The sequence below is a fragment of the Citrobacter sp. Cpo142 genome (assembly GCF_030332425.1).
Lineage (GTDB): Bacteria > Pseudomonadota > Gammaproteobacteria > Enterobacterales > Enterobacteriaceae > Citrobacter > Citrobacter portucalensis.
The window spans coordinates 26,176-45,024 of sequence record NZ_JAOWHW010000018.1; the positions used below are offsets into that span (position 1 = coordinate 26,176).

The window sequence follows — 18,849 nt, forward strand, 5'->3', positions numbered from 1 at the left end:
AAAGACGTTATGGAGCGTTGCGTGCTTAAGGACTCGCTTTCTTCCGTCAGCATTCTGACGGGCCTTTCTCTCTTGCTGGTCGCTCTGATGCTGTTCGGTGCCAGCCAGGGGGCGTTGAACATTAGCTTCAGCGCCCTGTTCAACGACGAATACCGAGATATCTGGTTGAACATTCGCCTGCCCCGCGTGCTGCTGGCCGTTTTGGTCGGTGCTGCGCTGGCTACGGCAGGGGTCATTATGCAGGGACTTTTTCGCAATCCGATGGCCGATCCCGGCCTGCTTGGCGTCAGCAGCGGCTCCGCGCTGATGGTTGGCATCGCGATAGTTATCCCCTTTTCATTCCCCGTGGTGCTGGTGCTGTATGAGCAGATGATTTTTGCCGTCGCGGGCAGCATGGTGGTCTGCACGATTATTTTCCTGATAAGCCAGCGTCATAACCACGGTGGAATGATGCAACTGCTGTTAGCAGGTATCGCTATCAATGCTCTGTGCGGTTCGGCTATTGGCGTGCTGAGCTATGTGGGCGACGAACAGCAGCTACGCCAACTTACGTTGTGGATGATGGGGAATCTCGGCCAGGCCCAGTGGCCAACGCTGCTGGTTGCCAGCACGTTTGTTCTTCCAGCCATTGCTGTCACCGTCTGTCTGGCGGGAACGCTTAATTTGCTGCAATTGGGTGATGAAGAGGCGCATTACCTCGGCGTAAACGTCAAACGTAAGCGCCAGCAGCTACTGTTGCTCAGCTCGCTCCTTGTCGGTGCTGCCGTTTCTGTCAGCGGCGTGATTGGCTTTATTGGCCTGGTGATCCCGCATCTGATCAGAATGACTACCGGCGCCGATCATCGCTGGTTGATTCCCTGCTCTACGCTGGCCGGCGCCTGTTTACTGCTGATTGCCGACACGCTGGCCCGCACACTTGTTCAGCCTGCCGAAATGCCCGTTGGCCTGTTAACCAGCCTGATCGGTGGACCGTATTTCCTGTGGTTAATACTGCGTAGCCGGAGGATGTCATGATCGTCGCTGAAAATCTGGTCTACCACATTCAGGGCAGACGACTGACCGATGACGTTTCTCTGACGCTACCTGATGGAGAAATCATCGCGATTCTTGGTCCGAATGGGGCCGGAAAATCGACGCTGCTTCGCCAGCTTACGGGCTATCTGCAGCCCCACAGCGGGCGTTGTAGCTTGTTTGGCAAGCCGCTGAACGAGTGGTCAATCACCGAGCTGGCAAAAACCCGCGCCGTGATGCGCCAGAACAGTCATATGGCCTTCCCGTTTAGCGTGCAGGAGGTCATCCGCATGGGCAGGCATCCGTATCGTACGCGCAATACGGGCGATGAAACGGAGCACATCATGACGTTGTGTGACTGCCAGGCGCTGGCCGCGTGCGATTACCGGCACCTGTCGGGAGGAGAACAACAGCGGGTACAGCTGGCGCGCCTGCTGGTTCAACTTTGGGAGCCCGAACCCAGGCCAAAATGGTTGTTTCTCGATGAACCCACCTCCGCCCTGGATATTCACCACCAACAGCATCTTTTTCGTCTGCTGCGTCGTCTGGTAGGTGAACGACAGTTCAGCGTCTGCTGCGTCCTGCACGATCTCAACCTTGCGGCGCGCTATGCTGACCGCGTTGTATTGATGGAACGTGGCAGGATAGTTGATAACGGTCGTCCGCAGGATGTTCTACAGCAATCATCGCTAAATGCCTTGTACGGCGCCGATCTCACAGTGATGAATGAACCGGAGCATCGAACGCCGCTTATTGTTCTCAATCAATAATTGACCGGGAGCGTCCTGTTCTGACGTTCCCGTTTTTCTTCCTTTTCGCCCTTTTTGCACCTTTTCAAAAAACTCCCTTGACCTTCCCCTAGATGGGAGGTTTTCAAACTGCGCAGCACCGCAAGGCACTGCGCTAATTCAGTATATTACAGACTCAACTAACCCTCAAAACCCCTGCATTGCCTCCAGAGTGTGGACATAATGTGGACATTCCACTGAGGGGATTGTAGCTCACAGCGTCCAATAAATAGTCCGGCGCGAAGTGAGCGTAAGTCATTGTCTGTGATATGTCGGAATGACCAAGAATACGTTGTAACGCGATAATATTTCCGCCCTTGATCATGAAGTGCGTAGCGAACGTATGACGTAGCGCGTGCGCAGCTTGCCCATCTGGAAGATTGGGCTTTGCTTCCTTCATGCGCAGACGAAAGGTTTTATAGCTCACGCGGAACAACCTTCCTGACTCCCGATGTTTCACTATTTTTGCAATGTCGTCAGATATGGGAACCACTCTCCGATCTCCATTTTTAGTGATCGTAAACATCACCCTGTTACCGACAATGTTTTCAGCCTTAAGCTGGTAGGCTTCACCCCACCGAGCACCAGTGGCAAGTAGCAGAACGGCAATACGGTAGTAATCACCAGAGCACAGGGATAACAACCGGTTTACTTCCGACTCAGTGAAATACGACATTTCCGTTTTAGGCTCTTTCAGTGCTGAAATTGCTGTTACCGGATTCTCACCGTGAAACTCATCAATTTCAGCCATAGCTTTAAACACGCCACTAAGAGCAAACAGGTCATGATTTATCGTTGAAGCCTTAATCCCCTGCTCCAGTCTGTATGCGCGGTAGTCGATAAGGCATCGCGCATCAATCTGGTAAATCATGGGATCCCCCATATCCTGGCAAATGCAGTTAACAGCACTAAGCCTGCGGTTTGCATAGTTCTTATTCCGCCCTATTAACTGCCACCAAAGAGCAATGAACTCGCTTAGTTTTCGTTTATCAGCCGGTCTGTTCAGGTAATCATGATTTTGATACTTTGCAATGATGCTGCGCTCAAAAGCATGTGCGTCTGCTTTCCTATCAAACTTCCGCCGTATGCGCTTTCCGTCGCGCCCGCGCGGCCTTACATCCACTTCATAGCGACCATCTTCGAGTTTCTTAACGGACATAAGAAAACCCTCCAATAGTCAGATCACTATCCTGGTAACAAATAGTGAAAATGTAATGTTTATATAAAGTTAACCAATCTGTTTCCCGGAGGGGTCTGACTGAATTTCGTCTGGCCCATTGTGTGCGAGAGCCGGTGCTATTTGGCCTCGGCTCGGGTCTGTACGGTCGTACATAAACCAATCCTGATACTTATGAAATCTTGGGTGACCAAAAATCTTGATTGCCGAATCTAAAGTCATTCGAGATTTACCACTCTCATAACCATGATATGTCGCGTAATTAATACCAACCAAATCAACAAGTTGTTGTTTGGTGAGTCTTTCTGAAAAACGGATGAGAGACAATTTCTCTTGTTGTGGCATTGACATATTTTGCACATCTCCACATAATCGTTGAAAACTCCACATTAAACACATGTGGCGACCTAACCAGAAAAAGACTTAACAAGCCTCTTTAATGGCTAATTTGGGAGTCTAACAAATGACACAATCACGAGATATCGATTTAAATGCAGGATCTCAACATTTACGGCAATTCCCGTTAGACGGTGCTCGTATCGCACGCATCTGCAAAATGACTACTTCGCAGGCTGACGGAATCAGGGACATGAATACCGAAGAACTGCAAAAACAGATTTTCGTTACACCTGTTGAATTCGCCTATCTGACAGGGCGGACTCTCAAGTCAGTTCGCAACTTAATGGATCGTGCTCAATTACCAGTACACCGCGAAGGTATGCCGGGTTCAAAGCGACCAAAACGTTTCATCATGCTGCAAGAATACTGGGACGCTGTAGCACATTGCCGCGCACTAATTACCCCAGAAGAAAAGCACTACATCGATCGCCTGATGCGCGATAAAGGAACCTATCGGCGCACCACTGGCAACAAACATAATGTGTTGAAACGTAATAGCCGCTCCACCCTACAGAGCCGGGCGTAAGGAATAATTAATATGACCTGGTCTTTAGGGTGGGAGTCATTAGCAGGATACGCAGTCAATGCGGTACTAATGGTTGCTGAGTTTTACGCAGGTTTGTTTCTGCTTTTTATGTGGGAGGGACACAAAAAACACGGTAAGAGCTTTAAATCTTTCCGCTATGAATATGAAGTCGCGCTAGAAAAAGCGCTTAAACCTTTAGTAGCAGGAATAACAGTGACTGCGGTAGTGGTTTTCATAATCAGATAAAGGATGGGGAAATGAGAAAAGAATATTATAAACATGGAGCATATGCCGGAAGTATTCACGGTGCTATACAGGTCAGTAAAAACACCTTCGCTTATCGTGGTTTCACCATACGCAAAACACCGCGTAATATTTTTAACGCTCGTCAGACTTATTTGATAAACAAGCGTGACGATAAAGCCGAAACGGATAATTACTATGGTCGTGATTTCGCACTTGCTGAAGCCTGCGCCACGATTGACCGCATGTTAAAAAACGGAAGTTTCTTATAAATGAGGACTGCAATGATGATGGAAATGGTGATCGGCGTAGGAATATTTATTTTTGCGATGCTGATTTTAAATCTGATTCAGTTCCTGATAAGGCGGCATTGCAATAAAACAAAACAACAAAAAGAGAAGCGGCTTTCTGAATTTAAAGCCAGACGCGAGGAAGTAGAACGCAAGTCCCGCAGACAACTGTAGCAGGAACAAGATATGAACGATAACGCTCCATCACTTGCCAGCCTGTTAAGGCAGGGTTGCCAGGTCACGCACTACAGCAATACACGCGGCTGGATCGAATGCCCTGACGGGCGTTTCTTTAAACCGGAACCGAATAAGGTGCGTTTTATTAAAGGTATGAGTAAGCCTTTTGTTTATACGAAAAAGATAAACAAAGGTTTATTTAGTACCTTGGCGAGATTATTTAAAAGCCTGATTAAATAGTTAAGTAACAGATAAAACTTTTTCTAACTGTCGTCGCTTTATTAGGTGATGGCGCATTCACTCACCCAAAGAAGGGGTTAATTATGTTTGGCATGTTCAAGAAAAAAAGCGCTGCTGTAAAAGTTGAATTAAAGAAAGTCGAAAATCGCGATCTGATGGAGGCAATTGTTGGCGGCTGTCTGCTGGTTGCTGCTGCTGATGGTGAAATTGAGAAAGAAGAAACAGCAAAGCTCGATCAATTGCTGCGTTCTAATCCCCGCCTGAGCCATTACGGCAACGAAATCACCGCGCTGATCACCCGCTTCACTGAACAGCTTGAGGCTGGTTTCCGCGTTGGTCGCATGAACATCCTGCGTGAAATCGAAGATATCAAAAACGACCCGAAAGAGGCTGAAGAGGTCTTCGTCAACATGCTGACCATTGCCGAGGCTGACGGCGAGATCGAACCGGAAGAGCAGAAGGTACTGGAAGAAGTTGGGCGTCGTCTGGGCCTGCGCGTTGAGGACTACATCTGATGAACCAGATGCTGAGCATGTTGCGGCCTGCGCTGGTTCTGTTGCTGGCTTTCATGGTGGTCGCGGTGGACTTCACCAGTTATCTGCTCTCAGCGGTTGGCGATCTGTTTTTTGTGGGGGCGCTCGTTGTTCTGGTATGGCCTGCGATTAAGCCAGCCAAAGAGCAGCAGGGCGACGAATAAGAGAGGCACCGGGAAACCGGTGCTTATCCGGGGCGTTACTTCCGAGTGGCGCGCCTGATAAGTGGTTGTGATGGGAGACAGAATTATGAGTATCGGACAAGAAAAACCAGTAACCGGACGACAGAAATTTCTGGAACAGCGCGCCCGCTTACAATCAAATCTTTCAGCGTCTCGCACCAATGATACCGCCAGACGCTTTAATCAACTGGATGAGGCGCGCAAAAAGGTGATTTTCATTCTGGCAAACGATGCGGCCAGATACATATACGGAATGCCGAAACTTACAGCCCAGCACCTGGAGCGCACCTACGAAAATCTAACCGAAAAGGAGCAAACGTGCCTTTTGATGGGCATTAAGCGCCTTTCAGAATTTGCAGCATCAATGCCGTGGGAATTTGAGGACTACGCCGCGCCACGCGCTGAAATTCAGGCGATACGCGATAAACCACCCATGCCAGATAACGCAGTCAATTAACAACTAACTACTCACAAAAAAAGAAACAGGCGCTAACGCGTCGGGCTTCTTGCACCCTGGAGAAAGTAAAAATGATTCGATCTCTCGTTAAATGGCCCGGTGGTAAAGGCCGCGTTATGCCTGATTTGCTGCCGATTCTGCCGAAAGCCGATTGCCTGGTGGAACCGTTTGTCGGCGGTGCTTCTGTTTTCCTCAATACTGAATATCGCCGTTATATCCTGGGTGATATCAACCCAGATTTAATTAACCTGTATCGCCAGATAACCCGCTGGCCTGATGCGGTGATCGACGCTGCTCGCCCGCTGTTTAAAGTGTACGGTGATAAAGATGGCTATAAGTGGATCCGCGACGATTTCAACGCCCGCGCCCATGACCTTCTGTCATCGCGCAATATGTTTGAGGACGGACCGGACGCGGGCAAGATTCTTCGTGCAGCACAGTTTCTTTACCTGAACCGTCACGGATATAACGGCGTAGTGCGCTACAACCAACAGGGCGGATATAACGTTCCCTTTGGTAGACACAAAACCCCGCCTTACTTCCCGGAAGAACAGATCCGTTTATTCTCTGAAAAAGCTAACGACACGAAAGCTATTTTCGTGTGCTGCGATTTCCAGAGCACGTTAAAAATCATGATTGGTAGTGACGCGGTTATCTACTGCGATCCGCCATACCTGCCAGCAAGCGACACCGCTAATTTCACCCAATACCACACCGCCCCGTTTGGCATTAAAGAGCATCGCCAGTTAGCTGCCGCCCTGCTGGATATTAACCGCCTTACTGGTTCGCCGGTGATCCTGTCCAATAGCGACACCCCATCTACCCGCGAGATTTATCGCGCTTTCAACTTCCAGGAAATCAGCGTTAACCGTTCTGTCAGCGCGAACGCCATTACCAGAGGGGCCGCCAGTGAAGTGATCGGCGTGCTGCCTGTCTGTGATGGCTGCGGGCGCTATGAAGGTGGTCACTGTGCGAAATGTTGCCCAGGTATCGCCGCATGTGAGGAGGGATGGTCGTTTGATTGTCGAGGCAACTGCGATATTTGCGAGCCGTCCGATAACCCAGAAACGTGGTAATAGCGAGGGATCTGCAATGAGAAAAACACACGAATTAAAGATTTGGCCGGAGTTTTTTCAACCTGTTATGGACCGCGTGAAATACGCTGAATTGCGCCTAAATGATCGCGACTATAGCGCGGGCGACGTTTTGTTTTTGCGGGAGTTTTTACCCGCTAGCGGCAAATATTCGGGCAGCTATAACGTAGTAATAATATCTCATGTCGCTGATGTATCGGCGTTTATGCCGGGGTACGTCCTGCTTAGTTTCACTTCTTTCGTTACGCGCGGCGCTAACTGGCCTTTCCATAAGCCAACTACAGTGGAGGCTGCTGTAACTGCGGAAGATACTGGTTTTCTTTCGGCGCTTGTCGCCTGCGAGCCTCCCTGTAGCGTGATTCACCAAATGGCACGCCGACTGCTTGATGAACATCCATCGCTTCCAGTGTCCGAAAAATCTGATCTGTTGCCATGCCCCTTTTGCGGTGAAGCGGCTTTCTTTGACTCTATTTTTGATTACCAGTCAGAAACGCGTGTTTATGCTCCGTCTTGTACGGAGTGCTCATGCGAATTGATGGACGGCCCGATCATTAACAAATATGGGCGCGGTTGGTATGCCTCAAAGCAGGATGCCGCCGAAGCCTGGAATAAAAGGCGCTCGCAATGACTGCCTATTACAACGAAATCGATCCATATGCAGCCCAGTGGCTGCGCAACCTTATGGCTGCGGGGTTGATTGCCCCTGGCTTTGTTGATGAAAGGAGTATTGAAGATGTCACACCCGCCGATCTGCGCGGATTCACTCAAGTTCACTTCTTTGCCGGGATTGGTGTTTGGTCATATGCCCTGCGCCGTGTGGGCTGGCCGGACTCCCGCCCTGTCTGGACAGGTTCCTGCCCATGCCAGCCTTTCAGCACGGCAGGCAAAGGAAAAGGGTTTGCTGACGAGCGGCACTTATGGCCCGCCATGCATTGGTTGGTCGGGCAGTGCCGACCTGTCGCTGTCTTTGGCGAACAATCTGCAAGTGCTGACGCTAACAACTGGATCGACCTTGTACAAACTGACATGGAAAGTCTGGGATATGCCTTCGGGGCGTGTGCGTTTCCGTCTGCGAGCGTCGGTGCGCCGCACATCCGCGACAGAGCTTACTGGGTGGCCGACGCCTACAGCGAACGCCTGGAAACATCCGGGGAATCAGGGGCGGCTTGGTGGGTTGAATCTGCAATCGACGGCAGCCTTTGCCGATTGGACGACTCCATCGGCGAGCGATTCCAGAAGGGGAGGATCGGGGATAACAGAGGGCATGTCCGGCAGCAGCCTGGCGCAACTTGTGAAAATGGCTGGCTGGCCGACGCCAACAGCGTCAGATCACAAGGGGGGGTATCAGGGCGGCAGAGTGCGCAACGGAAAGCTATCAACGGATCGTCTGGATGTGGCCGCGCAACTGGCGGAGCCAATCCGCTTAACGGATTCTGGGAAGGTGCTGACTGGTTGTTCTGCCGGGATGGAAAGTGGCGGCCAGTTGAGTCCGGCACATTCCCGCTGGCTAATGGCGCTACCTCCAGAGTGGGACGTCTTCGCGCCTACGGAAACGCTATCAACGTTGAAGCGGCAACAGCGTTCATAAAGGCTTACATGATGGGGGCGTCAAATGTCTGACGCCGCTTTTGCATGGCCATGGAACGCGCCGCGCCCAGCTGTTGGCCTGTATACCTACGAACCCAAAAAAATCGCCCCGCTTGCCGGGGCTGTGGCGCATCATCCTGCCGTAAAAAAACACATCAATCACATCTTCAAACGCGCCGGTTACAACCCTGACGACGTTCGCGACCGTAACGCGCTGATCCAGGCGCTGGACAGGTACGAACCGTGCGGCCTGCCACTGGCCGCCCAACAAAATATCATTCGGCAGGAAATGGAAGCCGCCAAAGCTACGGCGGCAGCCTGGGCCAATACGCCGGAAGGTGTCGAAGCGCGTTTATTATCAGAGCCGTTCTTCATTCGTGAAGTCTGGCGTAAAAAAATTGAGTGGTTACGGGTCAACCGTGAAACCAGACACACCAATGATTTTCTTATGGGGACCGTGAAACAATCATTGCTGCGTCTTGATGTTGTGCGCACAAGGCAAGGTGTTTCGCCTGATCTCACCGGCGAACTGGCCGCGTACTGGTTCGGGCGCTGGCAACGGCTGGCAGATTTCACCAAGCGGGAAGCACTAAGCGCCGCTAATGAGATTGCCAGCCGCATGGCTGAAATGCTGGGGACGGAATGCGAAGCCCTGGGACGGAATGTTTCAGACATGAACGTCGAAGAACTGGACTGGCTTTATTGCCACCTGGGCCGCGAAATGCTGGCGCTTCGCATTGTACCGCCTGCATGGTATGCGCCGTGGGAACGCGAGCGCATATGCACGGCCATTTTGCGTATGGCTTCGCCAGACTGGTGGGGGCGCAAAATCTGGCGCCTGCGTTGTGACTGGCGCGAAAACCAGCTGCGTGCTGTTGGTGCGGTAAATAAAAAAGCGCATCCGTATATCAGCGCATCAAGCCTGATGGAATGGCAGGAACAGCGACGTAAAAACCGTAATTTCTTCAAAAGTCATGAACTGGTAGACGAAGACGGCAACGTTTCGTCGCTTGAGGACATGATTAACAAATCCACGTCTAACCCTGCAATTCGTCGTCATGAGCTTATGGCCCGTATGGCTGGCGTGGAGCTCGTCGCCCAGAGTCGTGGCGATGTTGGCATCTTCCTGACCATCACCTGCCCGTCGAAATATCACGGCAATATTGCGTCCGGCCACAATAACGCAAAATGGAACTATGACACGGTTGCACAGGCGCAGCGCTATTTATGCCGCGTATGGAACCGGGCAACCGCCAAACTGAAACGCGAAGATTTGCGCCCTTATGGCTTCCGCGTCGCCGAGCCGCATCACGATGGGACACCACACTGGCACGCGTTGCTATTTATGCCACAAGAGCAAGTCAAAGCCACGGTTGCGATCCTTCGCGCCTACTTCATTGCGGAAGACCGCGACGAGCTGGGACGCAACACCGGTGCTCGCTTCAAGTCCAAAAAAATGGACCCACGGAAAGGGTCAGCAACGGCGTATATCGCGAAATACATTTCGAAGAATATCGACGGCCATGCGCTGGCCGGTGAACTGGACGACGAAAGCGGCAAGCCGCTGAATGAAACAGCCAAATATGCAATGGCCTGGGCATCACTTCACCGCATCCGCCAGTTTCAGCCCATCGGACAGCCGCCCATATCGGTTTACCGCGAGCTGCGCAAACTGAGCAATCAGATCACGACCCGCCAGAAAATTGACAATACCTTCAAGCGCGGTGCGCCGTTGCTTGTGGATCCTGCAATGGATGCGGTTTGCGCCGCTGCCGATGTCGGGTGCTTTGCTACCTACATCATCCGCCAGGGTGGTGTTTTGATCCCGCGTGAAAACTATGTCGTCCGTCTGGCCTATCAGCCAGCTGATGAAATGAATGCTTATTGTGAGATCCCCGAAAAGGTTTTCGGGGTCTGGTCGCCGCGTCTGGGTGATGCCTCCCGTATTTGCACCCGTCTGGTTAAGTGGAAAATCCGCGCCAAATCCAAAGCCACCACCGGGGCCAAAAACGGCCACGGTTTGGGGGTTGACCTTTTGCCGTCGCCAACCGGCGACGCTTGGAGTTCTGTCAATAACTCTACGGAAGACGAAAAAACCACCAATTTTTCGCCTGATGTGGAGGGTATGACAGAAGAGTCAGAAGAAGAAATCGTCGATTTTGAAAATATGGACCAGCCAACGCGGCGCAAATTGATGCGGCGACTACGTGAAACACCATTCAAAAAGCAGCAAAGCGGATCGCCTTATGAGCCAGGGAGCGAATTGGATGTCGCCTGGCGTTCCGCCGTGGAAAAAACCGAAACCAGATCGGCGGATGAAAAAGCCAGGCGGGCGGCGCTTGCCCCTGCGGTTGCCAGCCTTCTGGCTGATGCGGCGTTGTATTCGGTTGAGATTTCAGAGATTCAGGCCGTTTCGCTGATAATGGGGAGCCGTCTGGAGATAAGCGGCAAGGTTTATCAGGCCAGAGCTGACGGACAGTTGATAACACGTCAATTGCCCGACGAGTCAAGGACGGTAAATAAATTATGGCTACGCCTGCGGGATAACCACAGCATTGATGCTACGCGTCTGCGGTTTGATCCGGTCGGGGAGTATCAAAAGATGCTAGCGGGGGTGGATCTTCGCCCTTCAAAAGAATAAATGCAATCGAGCTGGTCATCATAAATGATAGCGCGAAGAAGAAAAGCGGCACCATGAACAGGATGAGAGTACATTTTCGAGGCGGAATTAGAGTGTTGATAAGAATGGAAAATTTGATTCTATGTCAGCGGGGATGATAAATTTAAGCCAATGTTCTTTTTATGATGATATCAACTCACCGGCGTAGTGCTTCAACATTCAAGGGATTTATTATGAGTACCACAGCGATAACACCTCTTCATGCCACAAAGATTCTTGTCTGCTTTCAAGAAATGGGGATTTTTGGTTCAGCGGAACAATACAAGACTGTTTACCGAGATCCTAACTCTAACTTTGTATGTAATGTTCATTCGGGGAGGCGGGGCTTAACTTTAGAGCTGCAAAACCCAGAAAGTAATACCCCACTAGCCCAGATTATTTGGGCAATTGCAGAAGAACCTGTACCTACTCAACCGGGTGATTAAGCATCTATCATTGTTGGATTTATGTTCATCAACCATCTGATAAGAAAATAAGAAACCGACAGAATTCTGGCGGTTTTTTATTGGTAATCACTTATTCTTCTTGAGCGGTTTAGCTTTCCACCGCTTAACCAACCATTCAAACTCTTGATAGGTCGTCTCTGAATTGATGTGTTCCCTGATGGCTTTGATCAGAGGTTCCGCAATATCGTAGGTTTCTATAACGGTGGTATACGATGTTCGTTTGATCATCTGCTCGTTATAGATACCTTCGCGGATACTCACGGCAACCCTTTCGTAAAAATTCAGGATGTACTGAAATTTGCGACGCTCTGTCATTTCCTCTTCGGTGATCGTTTTGCCCTCGCAGGGAAAGACGTAAGCGCGGAAAGACTTTCCTGAACGGTGCACCTGCTTCAGAACATGCAGCGATTCTATATACTGCGTATCCTGACGGCTCTCGAAGAGAAAGTTAGCTGTTTGCGTTTTCTTTGCCGTACGGACGTTATAGATAATCGTTCCAATAGCGACCAGTACACCAAGCAGAACGATAGCATTACTGATGATTTGTAGCCTTGTCTGATCCATATTCTTTCATCCATAAAAAAGGCGGGGCTAAATTCCCCGCCTCATAGAGGTCAATGCGACTTAGAAGCCGTCAAACTCATCAAACATTTTTCTCATACCAACCTCCTTTAATTCAATACTCACCACTTTCTGTGGTTTTCTGTGACAAAATTACCCGAAAGGTAATGTGTAGTCAAATAAACGGTCACTTTTTTACCCGCACAATAGTGCACAAATTTGCACAATTTTTTTGAACCTGTTTATGCCCTTTCCGGCCTGTACTGGCGCGGTCTGAGCCGGGATCCGTGCCTGCACAAAAAAAGGGGCGTTTGTCGCGCGCAGGTGACGGGGGAACAGCCCCCGCAACAGGGGCAGGAGGGGGATCCCCTCCAGATACGCTGATCAGCGTCGTAATTGCTTCTTGGCGTGTCGTTTCGTCATGCGTTGTTGTGTTTTGATGGTCAGGGAAAGCGCCTGCCAGCGTGGCGCTGAGGCGCTCTGATGTGATCGATGTTTTTAGAGGGTTTCCGGTGTCAGTGCGCTGAACCAGAAGGAAAGAAACACAGGGATATTGAAAGTATTTGATGATGTTTCAGGCAGTTCGCCATGCGCTGGCCGGAACAGTCAGCGCTGGCGGTGGTTTATGGTGGGGCATTGCGGGTTAGTTCTGATCCAGCAGTGCGTAAGGGTTAAACCGGATCACCTCTTCACCCAGCCAGTCGTTGACGTGCTTCATGGCTTCCATCACCGGCATAAGCTCGTTAATCGCATAGACACGTGCAGCTTTCTCCACATCGCCAAACGATCCCTTCTCACCCGGCATCGCTCCCATCAGCTGCGGTGGCACCCGATGAGCGGCAAGGATATCGTCGCGGGAAGATGACTTGACGTTCATGAATTCATCTTTCGCGGTGATCTGCTGAAACGGCAGGATCTGCACACCATCTTTGCCGCCGCCAGGTGCATGCAGCAGGATATTCTTGAAAGCGCCCTTACCTCTGGACTCTGACAGCGTTTTCTTTACCACCTCAACACTCTTGTCGTTGGCCTGCGCCGAACTGATGTAGATGATACAACCCGCATGAGAGCCGTTGTCATAGTACAGCTTGCGGAAAGTATCGGCAGAGTGCGCCAGGCTGGCAGACAACAGCCCACCGATATACTCCGGCATGCCGTAGATTTCCTGATTGATATCAGGATTCATGATGTGACACACATCACCGCGCCGGAAGGTGTACTCTTCCTTCCCTTCCTGCACATACCAGTAAGTATCAAGGTCTGTACCCCTGCGCGTGTATTTTGCCAGTGCATGACGCAGCTCCAGCGGTCCGCCGAGTCGGTTAGTGCGCAGCTCAAGATAGGTGTTACCGAAAACAAACCAGTCAAGGGCAAACCCGGAGAACGCCTGACGTGATAACAATTTGTGGGGGATAAAACAGCCGAGCAACACATTGCGCTTAAAGTACAGCGCGGACTGATGCCATGACGTTTTGCGCGATGCGCGCGCAAGCCCGTACCAGTCAACCGGCGTTTCAAAGTACCGGCCATTATCGGCGCAGTACATGTTATCCAGCAGATCATAGCTCTCCGCCCGGTAAGGGCCGTCAAAGCTGAAGGCACTCAGCGACGGCGCACTTCTCAGTGCGTCAGACAGGTCGCGCGATGTGGCTGGCTGGCGGCTGTAACTCTTTTTACTTTTTCTCATCAGAACTCCATCGCGAATCCACCGCTGCCGTCTCTTTCCTGTCCCAGCGGTTCGTTGATAATGGCGAGCATCGTCGCCCATGCAAGATCGCCGTGGCTGATGCCGCGGGATCGGTCAGTGTCATAAGTGATAAACCCGCCTGGTGTCTTAACCTTTCGCACGGCATTGAACGCCGTCACAAGTGCCCGTTCACTGCGATCGTATTCCCAGCGACCGGCGCGAATGATATGGAGCATCTTCAACACCAGGGCGCGCTTCGAAGCCAGGTTAAAGGTGTATGGCACCGCCATGGGGAAGAACTTTCTCACTATCTGGTAGACGGCTTCACCGTTACCACCGGTCACGTCGATGCCAATGTGCTGAACGCTATATTTAAACGTCAGGTTTTCGATAACTTTCGCCTGCTCTTCGAACTCCAGCCCCTGTACCTGGATAGTTTCTATCGTGCGGAACTTACCACCGGGCACCAGTGGTGGCACTGTGACGGATACCCCGCCGCTGTCCCCCTTACCACTGCTGCCGTTGGCGTCATAGCCAATCCAGACTGCGCGTTGTCCCATTGGTCTGCTGGCGAAAGGTTTCCAGTCGGGCCATTCGTCGTAACCGTCAGCCCCGCAGCCGATCAGCGCGTTAAGGTTGAACGCCGACTCACCATCCCGGACGAACTCGCACATGTACAGGTTCTGGAATTCATCGTCGCTGTTCTCATCCTGTATCTCTTCAAGGTCGGTATACTCCCAGCCATGTTCTATAACGTCTTTCAGGGTAACAATCTGACGCCAGGTTTTATCCGGACACAGCAGGCCGCTGTTGAGCGTCTTCCAGGTCACATCAAACGCCTGCCGCTTCGATTTGGCGCGCTTTTCGTTCCAGCGATCGCCCGTCCAGAACGGGTAAGCCTCGTGCGTTTCGCCTGATGGTGTGGAAAAGTAGGTTCGCGTCAGTCCTTTCAGTGTCGCCATCGCCCCCGCCACTTTGCGCAGGTTGGTGAAATTGCTGACCCAAAAGAATTCATCGAATTTCAGGTTGCCTGTGTATGACTGCGCGGTTGCTGCTGATGTACCGAGAAAGTGCAGCTCTGCGCCGTTGGACAACACAATCTTGTCGCCCCCTTTCAGCTCAACGTCCACTTCTTCCGCCACCTTCTGGATAAATCCCCTGAACTGGTGCGCCTGACGCCGGGACGCCGACAAAAATATCTGGTTGCGCTGATACGGGTATTTCACATCATCACGCAGCGCATCAAGCAGCGCTTCGCGGGCAAAATACCAGGTGGCACCAATCTGGCGCGACTTCAGGATCATACGGTTACGGTGGTGGCGCTGCTCATACCATCCGCGCTGATGCCAGGAGAGGGAGTCGAGGATTTTTTCCCGCAGTGCCGTGATCTGCTCATCGGTAAAATGGTTTTTCAGCTTGCGTTTGCGCGTTTTTTTGCCGACAGCCGCTTCTGCTGGCTGGCCGTCATTCAGCTTTTTCAGTTGCCGGGTCAGCAGGTCAATCTCCTTGAAGTCGCCCCCGGTCTTCTCGTTCTTGTCCGTCAGCTGGATAAGACGAGCATCCATGGATTGCGTGACACGCTGGATAGCGGGCGTTTCGTCCCATTCGTCGCGTTTCTTCCACGAATAAATTGTGTTCTGGCTGATACCCATCAGGCGCGAGATCTCAGCTGGCGGGTAGCCCTGCCAGTAGAGTTGTTTTGCGCGTAGCCGTACAAAAGCGTCCTGAATCATCTCTTCTCCCCTTGTATGCCGGGAAGATTACCGCGCGCGCGATCCCGCTTTCGCCCTCTTTCAGTTCTGTGCCTTCAGCGACAACAAAAGCACGTTGAGACAGCAACTTACGCTCTGTCATCATGACCATAAACCAACCAGTAACAGGACAATCAGCATGGCGAGCACCGCAAAACCAGCCCGCAAAAAGTTTCGCGTCGCCGTTTCTGGCGCCACCGTTGACGGTCGCGAAATCAGCGGCGAACACCTGAAAGCGGCAGCGGAAAGTTATGACCCGAGCGTTTACGCTGCGCGTGTGAACGTGGAGCACTACCTGTCAATGCTTCCGAACAGCGACTTCAGCGCAATGGGGGACGTTACCGGACTCAGCGCCGAAGATATTACCGATGGCCCGTTGAAAGGCCGCACAGCACTTTATGCGGAGATCGAGCCTTCGGCACGTATGAAGCAGCTCACCGATGAAGGCAAAAAGGTGTATTCCAGCATTGAACTGCACCCGCAGTTTGCGCTGAATGGCAACGCCTATGTTGTCGGACTCGCCATGACGGACACCCCGGCAAGCCTTGGCACCGACCGCCTGAAATTTGCCGCTCAGCAACGCGAACAGGTCATGGCGTTCAATAACCAGCAAACCGAGCCACCGATGTTTACCGAAGCGATGGAGGCGGAGGTTATCGAACTGACGCAGCAGCGCACTGAAGAAGGCAAGCAGTGGCTCAGTCGCGTGATGGACCTCATCGGCAAAGGCCGAAAATCCGACAGCGAGCAGTTCAGCCAGGTGCGTGAGGCCGTTGAAAATGTGGCGCAGTCTCACTCTGACCTCCTCGATCGCTTCAATTCACTGGAGCAGAAGAACAGCGAAGCCAGCCAGAAGGTTGAAAAACTCACCAGTGAATTAACCACCCTGCGGGAACAGTTGCAGACCCAGGACAGTAACCAGGCGTCCCGCTTTGCTGCCACCGGTGGTAATGGCGCGCAGCTGGTTGATTACTGATTTAACGAAGAGAGACAGACTAATGACAATCGTACTTTCCGGGAATACCCGCACGCAGCTTGAGCTGTACATGCAGCGTCAGGCGCAACTGAGCGGCGTGACCGTCAGCAACCTGACTAAACGCTATTCGGTGGATCCGTCAGTGCAGCAGCGGCTGGAAAATGCCGCCAAAGAAAGCACCGAACTGACGCAAAAGATTAACGTCATCGGCGTTGACGATCAGGAAGGCGATAAAGTCCTGGTTGATACCACCGGGCCGATTGCCCGCACCAACTCCAGCAGCGACGGAGTGAAGCGCCGTAACCCGGTGAGTCCTCACGAGCTGGCTGCACGTCGCTACCGCTGTGAGCAGGTCAACTACGATACTTTCATCAGCTATTCACAGCTTGATGCCTGGAGCGCTCACGCTGATTTTCAGGCCCGCGTCAGCCAGCAAATTGCCCGACAGATTGCGCTTGACCGCATCATGATCGGTTTTAACGGCACCTCGCATGCGTTGATCTCCGATTTCGCCACTAACCCGCTGCTTCAGGATGTGAACACCGGCTGGATGGAACAAATTCGTAAGCATGCAGCGGCCCGTGTCATGTCAGATGTGACCATTTCCACACGCGACATGGATAACAAAGTCACCGCAAAGGGACAGTATGGTAATCCGGATGCACTGGTGCAGGACGTCCGTTCTTCTCTGCTGGATGAATGGCACAAAGACGCGCCGGATCTGGTGGTGCTGATGGGGCGTGATTTGTTCAACACCCTGCGCCTGCCGCTGATTAACGCGATGAGCACCACCAACCCGAATACAGAACTGATGGCCGGGCAGTTGATTATCTCCTCGCGCTTTATCGGCGGTCTGCCAGTGTACCTTGCGCCATTCTTCCCGAAAGACGCCATGCTGATCACCTCCTTCAGCAACCTGTCGATCTACTTCCAGAAGGGGTCTCTGCGCCGCCTGATGAGGGAAGAGCCGGAATACAACCGTATTGCAACCTACCAGTCGATGAACGATGCCTACGTGGTGGAAGACTACGGCAAAAGTGCACTGATTCAGGGCATTAAGTTTGCCGATGCCCCTGCTGAGGGTGGCGGTGCGTAACTGACGGCACGGGCGCACGCAATGCGCCCGTCATAACGGAGGACATAACTGATGCTGACACCGGCACAGAAACATTTTCAGAACGTCATGGCGCAGCGTACAGGGCTCAACAGCGGTGAAGAAACCCTGGGCGAGCGTACTGCACACGAGCAGATCCTGTACCGCCTTCGCCTCGCGCAGTCACGGTTAAGCGGGATCCAGTCCAGGGCGGCAAAAGCGGACGTTAAAAAAGAACTTCTGCCCGATTTTGCCGGATGGATTGACGGCACGCTTGAAGGCGACAGCGGTCGCCAGGACGAAGTGATCACCACCCTGATGGTATGGGCGGTTGACTGTGGCGATCTGGCGCTTGCCCTGCGTATCGGCGAGTACGTAATACGCCATAACCTCAGTCTGCCGGACAATTTCGGGCGTGATGCCGCGACGGTGCTGACAGAAGAGATCTGCAATCCGATCATGACGCTGGCAGGCACCGACCCGGACGCGGATTTATCCGGCTTCATCGCCCCGCTGGATACGCTGTGGGAGATGGTCGCGAACCGTGACATGCCTGATGAGGTGCTTGCCAAACTTTGTAAAGCCTGCGCCTTCGCTCGTCGCGCGTCCACTGACCCGGAGACGCAGGGCGCTTCGCTGAAGCTGCTTCGTCAGGCGATGCACCTCAACCCGAACGCCGGTGTTAAGCGTGAGATCGCCGCATTAACCCGCGTACTTAAAAAGGTTCAGGGTGTCGGTGGTGATGTGTCGGCTACCGCCGAAAATGACGTTGCTGCAGAAAAGAAAGAGCCTGCGAAGACTAAAGCCAGCAGAACGCCGCGCAAAACGACCACCGGGAAGGCCAGCGCCACCCGCAAGAGCACGAAAAAATAATTAACGACTTCGACCCCCGTCGACAGGCGGCGCGACCGGCGATCTGAACCCTCTCCGTGTTCTTTTTACCGGTCGCCC

The 18,849-nt window shown here is 52.3% G+C and carries 24 protein-coding genes; 18 read left to right on the top strand and 6 right to left on the bottom strand.

The window, feature by feature from the left end; all coding sequences use genetic code 11:
- The first annotated feature begins 21 nt into the window (after positions 1 to 21).
- Positions 22 to 1,014 carry a FecCD family ABC transporter permease gene (locus OGY18_RS00525; RefSeq protein ID WP_223145749.1) on the top strand — a complete coding sequence of 331 codons (993 nt, stop codon included), beginning with the start codon at positions 22 to 24 and terminating at the stop codon, positions 1,012 to 1,014.
- Complete coding sequence (locus OGY18_RS00530) at positions 1,011 to 1,781, top strand: heme ABC transporter ATP-binding protein (protein ID WP_286546497.1); 771 nt, start codon at positions 1,011 to 1,013, stop codon at positions 1,779 to 1,781. Before OGY18_RS00525 ends, OGY18_RS00530 begins: the two co-directional genes overlap by 4 nt.
- Positions 1,782 to 1,935: 154 nt before the next feature.
- Here OGY18_RS00530 and OGY18_RS00535 read toward each other — a convergent pair whose 3' ends face one another.
- On the bottom strand, positions 1,936 to 2,958 hold the full coding sequence (locus OGY18_RS00535; protein WP_003835817.1) for a phage integrase: 1,023 nt from the start codon (positions 2,956 to 2,958) through the stop codon (positions 1,936 to 1,938).
- A gap of 69 nt (positions 2,959 to 3,027) precedes the next feature.
- Positions 3,028 to 3,327: a helix-turn-helix transcriptional regulator gene (locus OGY18_RS00540; protein WP_199953249.1), complete on the bottom strand. Its 300-nt coding sequence runs from the start codon at positions 3,325 to 3,327 to the stop codon at positions 3,028 to 3,030.
- 238 nt (positions 3,328 to 3,565) lie between these two features.
- On the opposite strand from OGY18_RS00540, the gene OGY18_RS00545 reads away from it, so the two are divergent.
- The 13 genes from OGY18_RS00545 to OGY18_RS00605 all read left to right on the top strand — a co-directional run bounded on the left by OGY18_RS00545 (position 3,566) and on the right by OGY18_RS00605 (position 11,809).
- Positions 3,566 to 3,901, top strand: a complete 336-nt coding sequence (locus OGY18_RS00545; RefSeq protein WP_286551220.1) for a hypothetical protein — start codon at positions 3,566 to 3,568, stop codon at positions 3,899 to 3,901.
- A gap of 12 nt (positions 3,902 to 3,913) precedes the next feature.
- Entirely contained in the window at positions 3,914 to 4,147 is a 234-nt protein-coding gene (locus OGY18_RS00550; RefSeq protein WP_286551223.1) for a hypothetical protein, read from the top strand.
- An 11-nt stretch (positions 4,148 to 4,158) separates the two neighbouring features.
- Positions 4,159 to 4,416 (top strand): DUF4761 family protein, encoded by a 258-nt coding sequence (locus tag OGY18_RS00555; RefSeq protein WP_286551224.1) that lies wholly within the window; start codon positions 4,159 to 4,161, stop codon positions 4,414 to 4,416.
- Positions 4,417 to 4,428: 12 nt separating this feature from the next.
- Complete coding sequence (locus OGY18_RS00560) at positions 4,429 to 4,608, top strand: hypothetical protein (protein WP_286551225.1); 180 nt, start codon at positions 4,429 to 4,431, stop codon at positions 4,606 to 4,608.
- Between the two features lie 12 nt (positions 4,609 to 4,620).
- Complete coding sequence (locus tag OGY18_RS00565; protein WP_286551227.1) at positions 4,621 to 4,851, top strand: phage filamentation protein Fil family protein; 231 nt, start codon at positions 4,621 to 4,623, stop codon at positions 4,849 to 4,851.
- 83 nt (positions 4,852 to 4,934) lie between these two features.
- Complete coding sequence (locus tag OGY18_RS00570; protein WP_239042642.1) at positions 4,935 to 5,366, top strand: tellurite resistance TerB family protein; 432 nt, start codon at positions 4,935 to 4,937, stop codon at positions 5,364 to 5,366.
- Complete coding sequence (locus OGY18_RS00575; RefSeq protein ID WP_063922349.1) at positions 5,366 to 5,548, top strand: DUF3927 family protein; 183 nt, start codon at positions 5,366 to 5,368, stop codon at positions 5,546 to 5,548. The genes OGY18_RS00570 and OGY18_RS00575 overlap by 1 nt, the downstream gene beginning before the upstream one ends.
- Before the next feature lie 85 nt (positions 5,549 to 5,633).
- On the top strand, positions 5,634 to 6,023 hold the full coding sequence (locus tag OGY18_RS00580) for a hypothetical protein (RefSeq protein WP_286551230.1): 390 nt from the start codon (positions 5,634 to 5,636) through the stop codon (positions 6,021 to 6,023).
- A gap of 71 nt (positions 6,024 to 6,094) precedes the next feature.
- Positions 6,095 to 7,099, top strand: a complete 1,005-nt coding sequence (locus OGY18_RS00585; RefSeq protein WP_286551232.1) for a DNA adenine methylase — start codon at positions 6,095 to 6,097, stop codon at positions 7,097 to 7,099.
- Between the two features lie 16 nt (positions 7,100 to 7,115).
- Entirely contained in the window at positions 7,116 to 7,745 is a 630-nt protein-coding gene (locus OGY18_RS00590) for a Lar family restriction alleviation protein (RefSeq protein ID WP_286551234.1), read from the top strand.
- Positions 7,742 to 8,737, top strand: a complete 996-nt coding sequence (locus OGY18_RS00595; protein WP_286551237.1) for a DNA cytosine methyltransferase — start codon at positions 7,742 to 7,744, stop codon at positions 8,735 to 8,737. Before OGY18_RS00590 ends, OGY18_RS00595 begins: the two co-directional genes overlap by 4 nt.
- On the top strand, positions 8,730 to 11,345 hold the full coding sequence (locus OGY18_RS00600) for a replication endonuclease (RefSeq protein ID WP_286551240.1): 2,616 nt from the start codon (positions 8,730 to 8,732) through the stop codon (positions 11,343 to 11,345). Before OGY18_RS00595 ends, OGY18_RS00600 begins: the two co-directional genes overlap by 8 nt.
- Positions 11,346 to 11,557: 212 nt before the next feature.
- Positions 11,558 to 11,809 carry a hypothetical protein gene (locus tag OGY18_RS00605; protein WP_137376697.1) on the top strand — a complete coding sequence of 84 codons (252 nt, stop codon included), beginning with the start codon at positions 11,558 to 11,560 and terminating at the stop codon, positions 11,807 to 11,809.
- An 87-nt stretch (positions 11,810 to 11,896) separates the two neighbouring features.
- Here OGY18_RS00605 and OGY18_RS00610 read toward each other — a convergent pair whose 3' ends face one another.
- From OGY18_RS00610 to OGY18_RS00625, 4 genes are all read right to left on the bottom strand, one after another.
- Entirely contained in the window at positions 11,897 to 12,394 is a 498-nt protein-coding gene (locus OGY18_RS00610) for a DUF4760 domain-containing protein (RefSeq protein ID WP_137376698.1), read from the bottom strand.
- A gap of 640 nt (positions 12,395 to 13,034) precedes the next feature.
- A complete protein-coding gene (locus OGY18_RS00615) occupies positions 13,035 to 14,078 on the bottom strand; it encodes a phage portal protein (protein ID WP_502873470.1) in 1,044 nt (347 codons plus the stop codon).
- Complete coding sequence (locus OGY18_RS00620) at positions 14,078 to 15,811, bottom strand: terminase large subunit domain-containing protein (protein WP_137376700.1); 1,734 nt, start codon at positions 15,809 to 15,811, stop codon at positions 14,078 to 14,080. The genes OGY18_RS00615 and OGY18_RS00620 overlap by 1 nt, the downstream gene beginning before the upstream one ends.
- Positions 15,744 to 15,941: a hypothetical protein gene (locus OGY18_RS00625; protein ID WP_199984897.1), complete on the bottom strand. Its 198-nt coding sequence runs from the start codon at positions 15,939 to 15,941 to the stop codon at positions 15,744 to 15,746. Before OGY18_RS00625 ends, OGY18_RS00620 begins: the two co-directional genes overlap by 68 nt.
- A gap of 27 nt (positions 15,942 to 15,968) precedes the next feature.
- Here OGY18_RS00625 and OGY18_RS00630 point away from each other — a divergent pair, with 27 nt between their 5' ends.
- From OGY18_RS00630 to gpM, 3 genes are read left to right on the top strand one after another with little or no spacing between them, the layout of a single operon-like run.
- Complete coding sequence (locus OGY18_RS00630; protein ID WP_286551245.1) at positions 15,969 to 16,805, top strand: GPO family capsid scaffolding protein; 837 nt, start codon at positions 15,969 to 15,971, stop codon at positions 16,803 to 16,805.
- 22 nt (positions 16,806 to 16,827) lie between these two features.
- Positions 16,828 to 17,901: a phage major capsid protein, P2 family gene (locus OGY18_RS00635; protein WP_286551248.1), complete on the top strand. Its 1,074-nt coding sequence runs from the start codon at positions 16,828 to 16,830 to the stop codon at positions 17,899 to 17,901.
- A 51-nt stretch (positions 17,902 to 17,952) separates the two neighbouring features.
- The gene (gpM, locus tag OGY18_RS00640) at positions 17,953 to 18,771 is read left to right on the top strand and encodes a phage terminase small subunit (RefSeq protein WP_286551252.1); all 819 of its coding nucleotides are present in this window, start codon (positions 17,953 to 17,955) and stop codon (positions 18,769 to 18,771) included.
- Positions 18,772 to 18,849: the final 78 nt, after the last annotated feature.

Bases quoted from the DNA above. Each gene is read 5' to 3' on its own strand.
- OGY18_RS00545 (WP_286551220.1), top strand. From the start codon at position 3,566: ATGAATACCGAAGAACTGCAAAAACAGATTTTCGTTACACCTGTTGAA.
- OGY18_RS00635 (WP_286551248.1), top strand. From the start codon at position 16,828: ATGACAATCGTACTTTCCGGGAATACCCGCACGCAGCTTGAGCTGTAC.
- OGY18_RS00580 (WP_286551230.1), top strand. From the start codon at position 5,634: ATGAGTATCGGACAAGAAAAACCAGTAACCGGACGACAGAAATTTCTG.
- OGY18_RS00615 (WP_502873470.1), bottom strand. From the start codon at position 14,078: ATGAGAAAAAGTAAAAAGAGTTACAGCCGCCAGCCAGCCACATCGCGC.
- OGY18_RS00630 (WP_286551245.1), top strand. From the start codon at position 15,969: ATGGCGAGCACCGCAAAACCAGCCCGCAAAAAGTTTCGCGTCGCCGTT.
- OGY18_RS00575 (WP_063922349.1), top strand. From the start codon at position 5,366: ATGAACCAGATGCTGAGCATGTTGCGGCCTGCGCTGGTTCTGTTGCTG.
- OGY18_RS00570 (WP_239042642.1), top strand. From the start codon at position 4,935: ATGTTTGGCATGTTCAAGAAAAAAAGCGCTGCTGTAAAAGTTGAATTA.
- OGY18_RS00555 (WP_286551224.1), top strand. From the start codon at position 4,159: ATGAGAAAAGAATATTATAAACATGGAGCATATGCCGGAAGTATTCAC.
- OGY18_RS00620 (WP_137376700.1), bottom strand. From the start codon at position 15,811: ATGATTCAGGACGCTTTTGTACGGCTACGCGCAAAACAACTCTACTGG.
- OGY18_RS00585 (WP_286551232.1), top strand. From the start codon at position 6,095: ATGATTCGATCTCTCGTTAAATGGCCCGGTGGTAAAGGCCGCGTTATG.
- OGY18_RS00595 (WP_286551237.1), top strand. From the start codon at position 7,742: ATGACTGCCTATTACAACGAAATCGATCCATATGCAGCCCAGTGGCTG.
- OGY18_RS00625 (WP_199984897.1), bottom strand. From the start codon at position 15,941: ATGGTCATGATGACAGAGCGTAAGTTGCTGTCTCAACGTGCTTTTGTT.
- OGY18_RS00605 (WP_137376697.1), top strand. From the start codon at position 11,558: ATGAGTACCACAGCGATAACACCTCTTCATGCCACAAAGATTCTTGTC.
- OGY18_RS00565 (WP_286551227.1), top strand. From the start codon at position 4,621: ATGAACGATAACGCTCCATCACTTGCCAGCCTGTTAAGGCAGGGTTGC.
- OGY18_RS00560 (WP_286551225.1), top strand. From the start codon at position 4,429: ATGATGATGGAAATGGTGATCGGCGTAGGAATATTTATTTTTGCGATG.
- OGY18_RS00535 (WP_003835817.1), bottom strand. From the start codon at position 2,958: ATGTCCGTTAAGAAACTCGAAGATGGTCGCTATGAAGTGGATGTAAGG.
- OGY18_RS00610 (WP_137376698.1), bottom strand. From the start codon at position 12,394: ATGGATCAGACAAGGCTACAAATCATCAGTAATGCTATCGTTCTGCTT.
- OGY18_RS00550 (WP_286551223.1), top strand. From the start codon at position 3,914: ATGACCTGGTCTTTAGGGTGGGAGTCATTAGCAGGATACGCAGTCAAT.
- OGY18_RS00590 (WP_286551234.1), top strand. From the start codon at position 7,116: ATGAGAAAAACACACGAATTAAAGATTTGGCCGGAGTTTTTTCAACCT.
- OGY18_RS00600 (WP_286551240.1), top strand. From the start codon at position 8,730: ATGTCTGACGCCGCTTTTGCATGGCCATGGAACGCGCCGCGCCCAGCT.
- OGY18_RS00540 (WP_199953249.1), bottom strand. From the start codon at position 3,327: ATGTCAATGCCACAACAAGAGAAATTGTCTCTCATCCGTTTTTCAGAA.
- gpM (WP_286551252.1), top strand. From the start codon at position 17,953: ATGCTGACACCGGCACAGAAACATTTTCAGAACGTCATGGCGCAGCGT.
- OGY18_RS00530 (WP_286546497.1), top strand. From the start codon at position 1,011: ATGATCGTCGCTGAAAATCTGGTCTACCACATTCAGGGCAGACGACTG.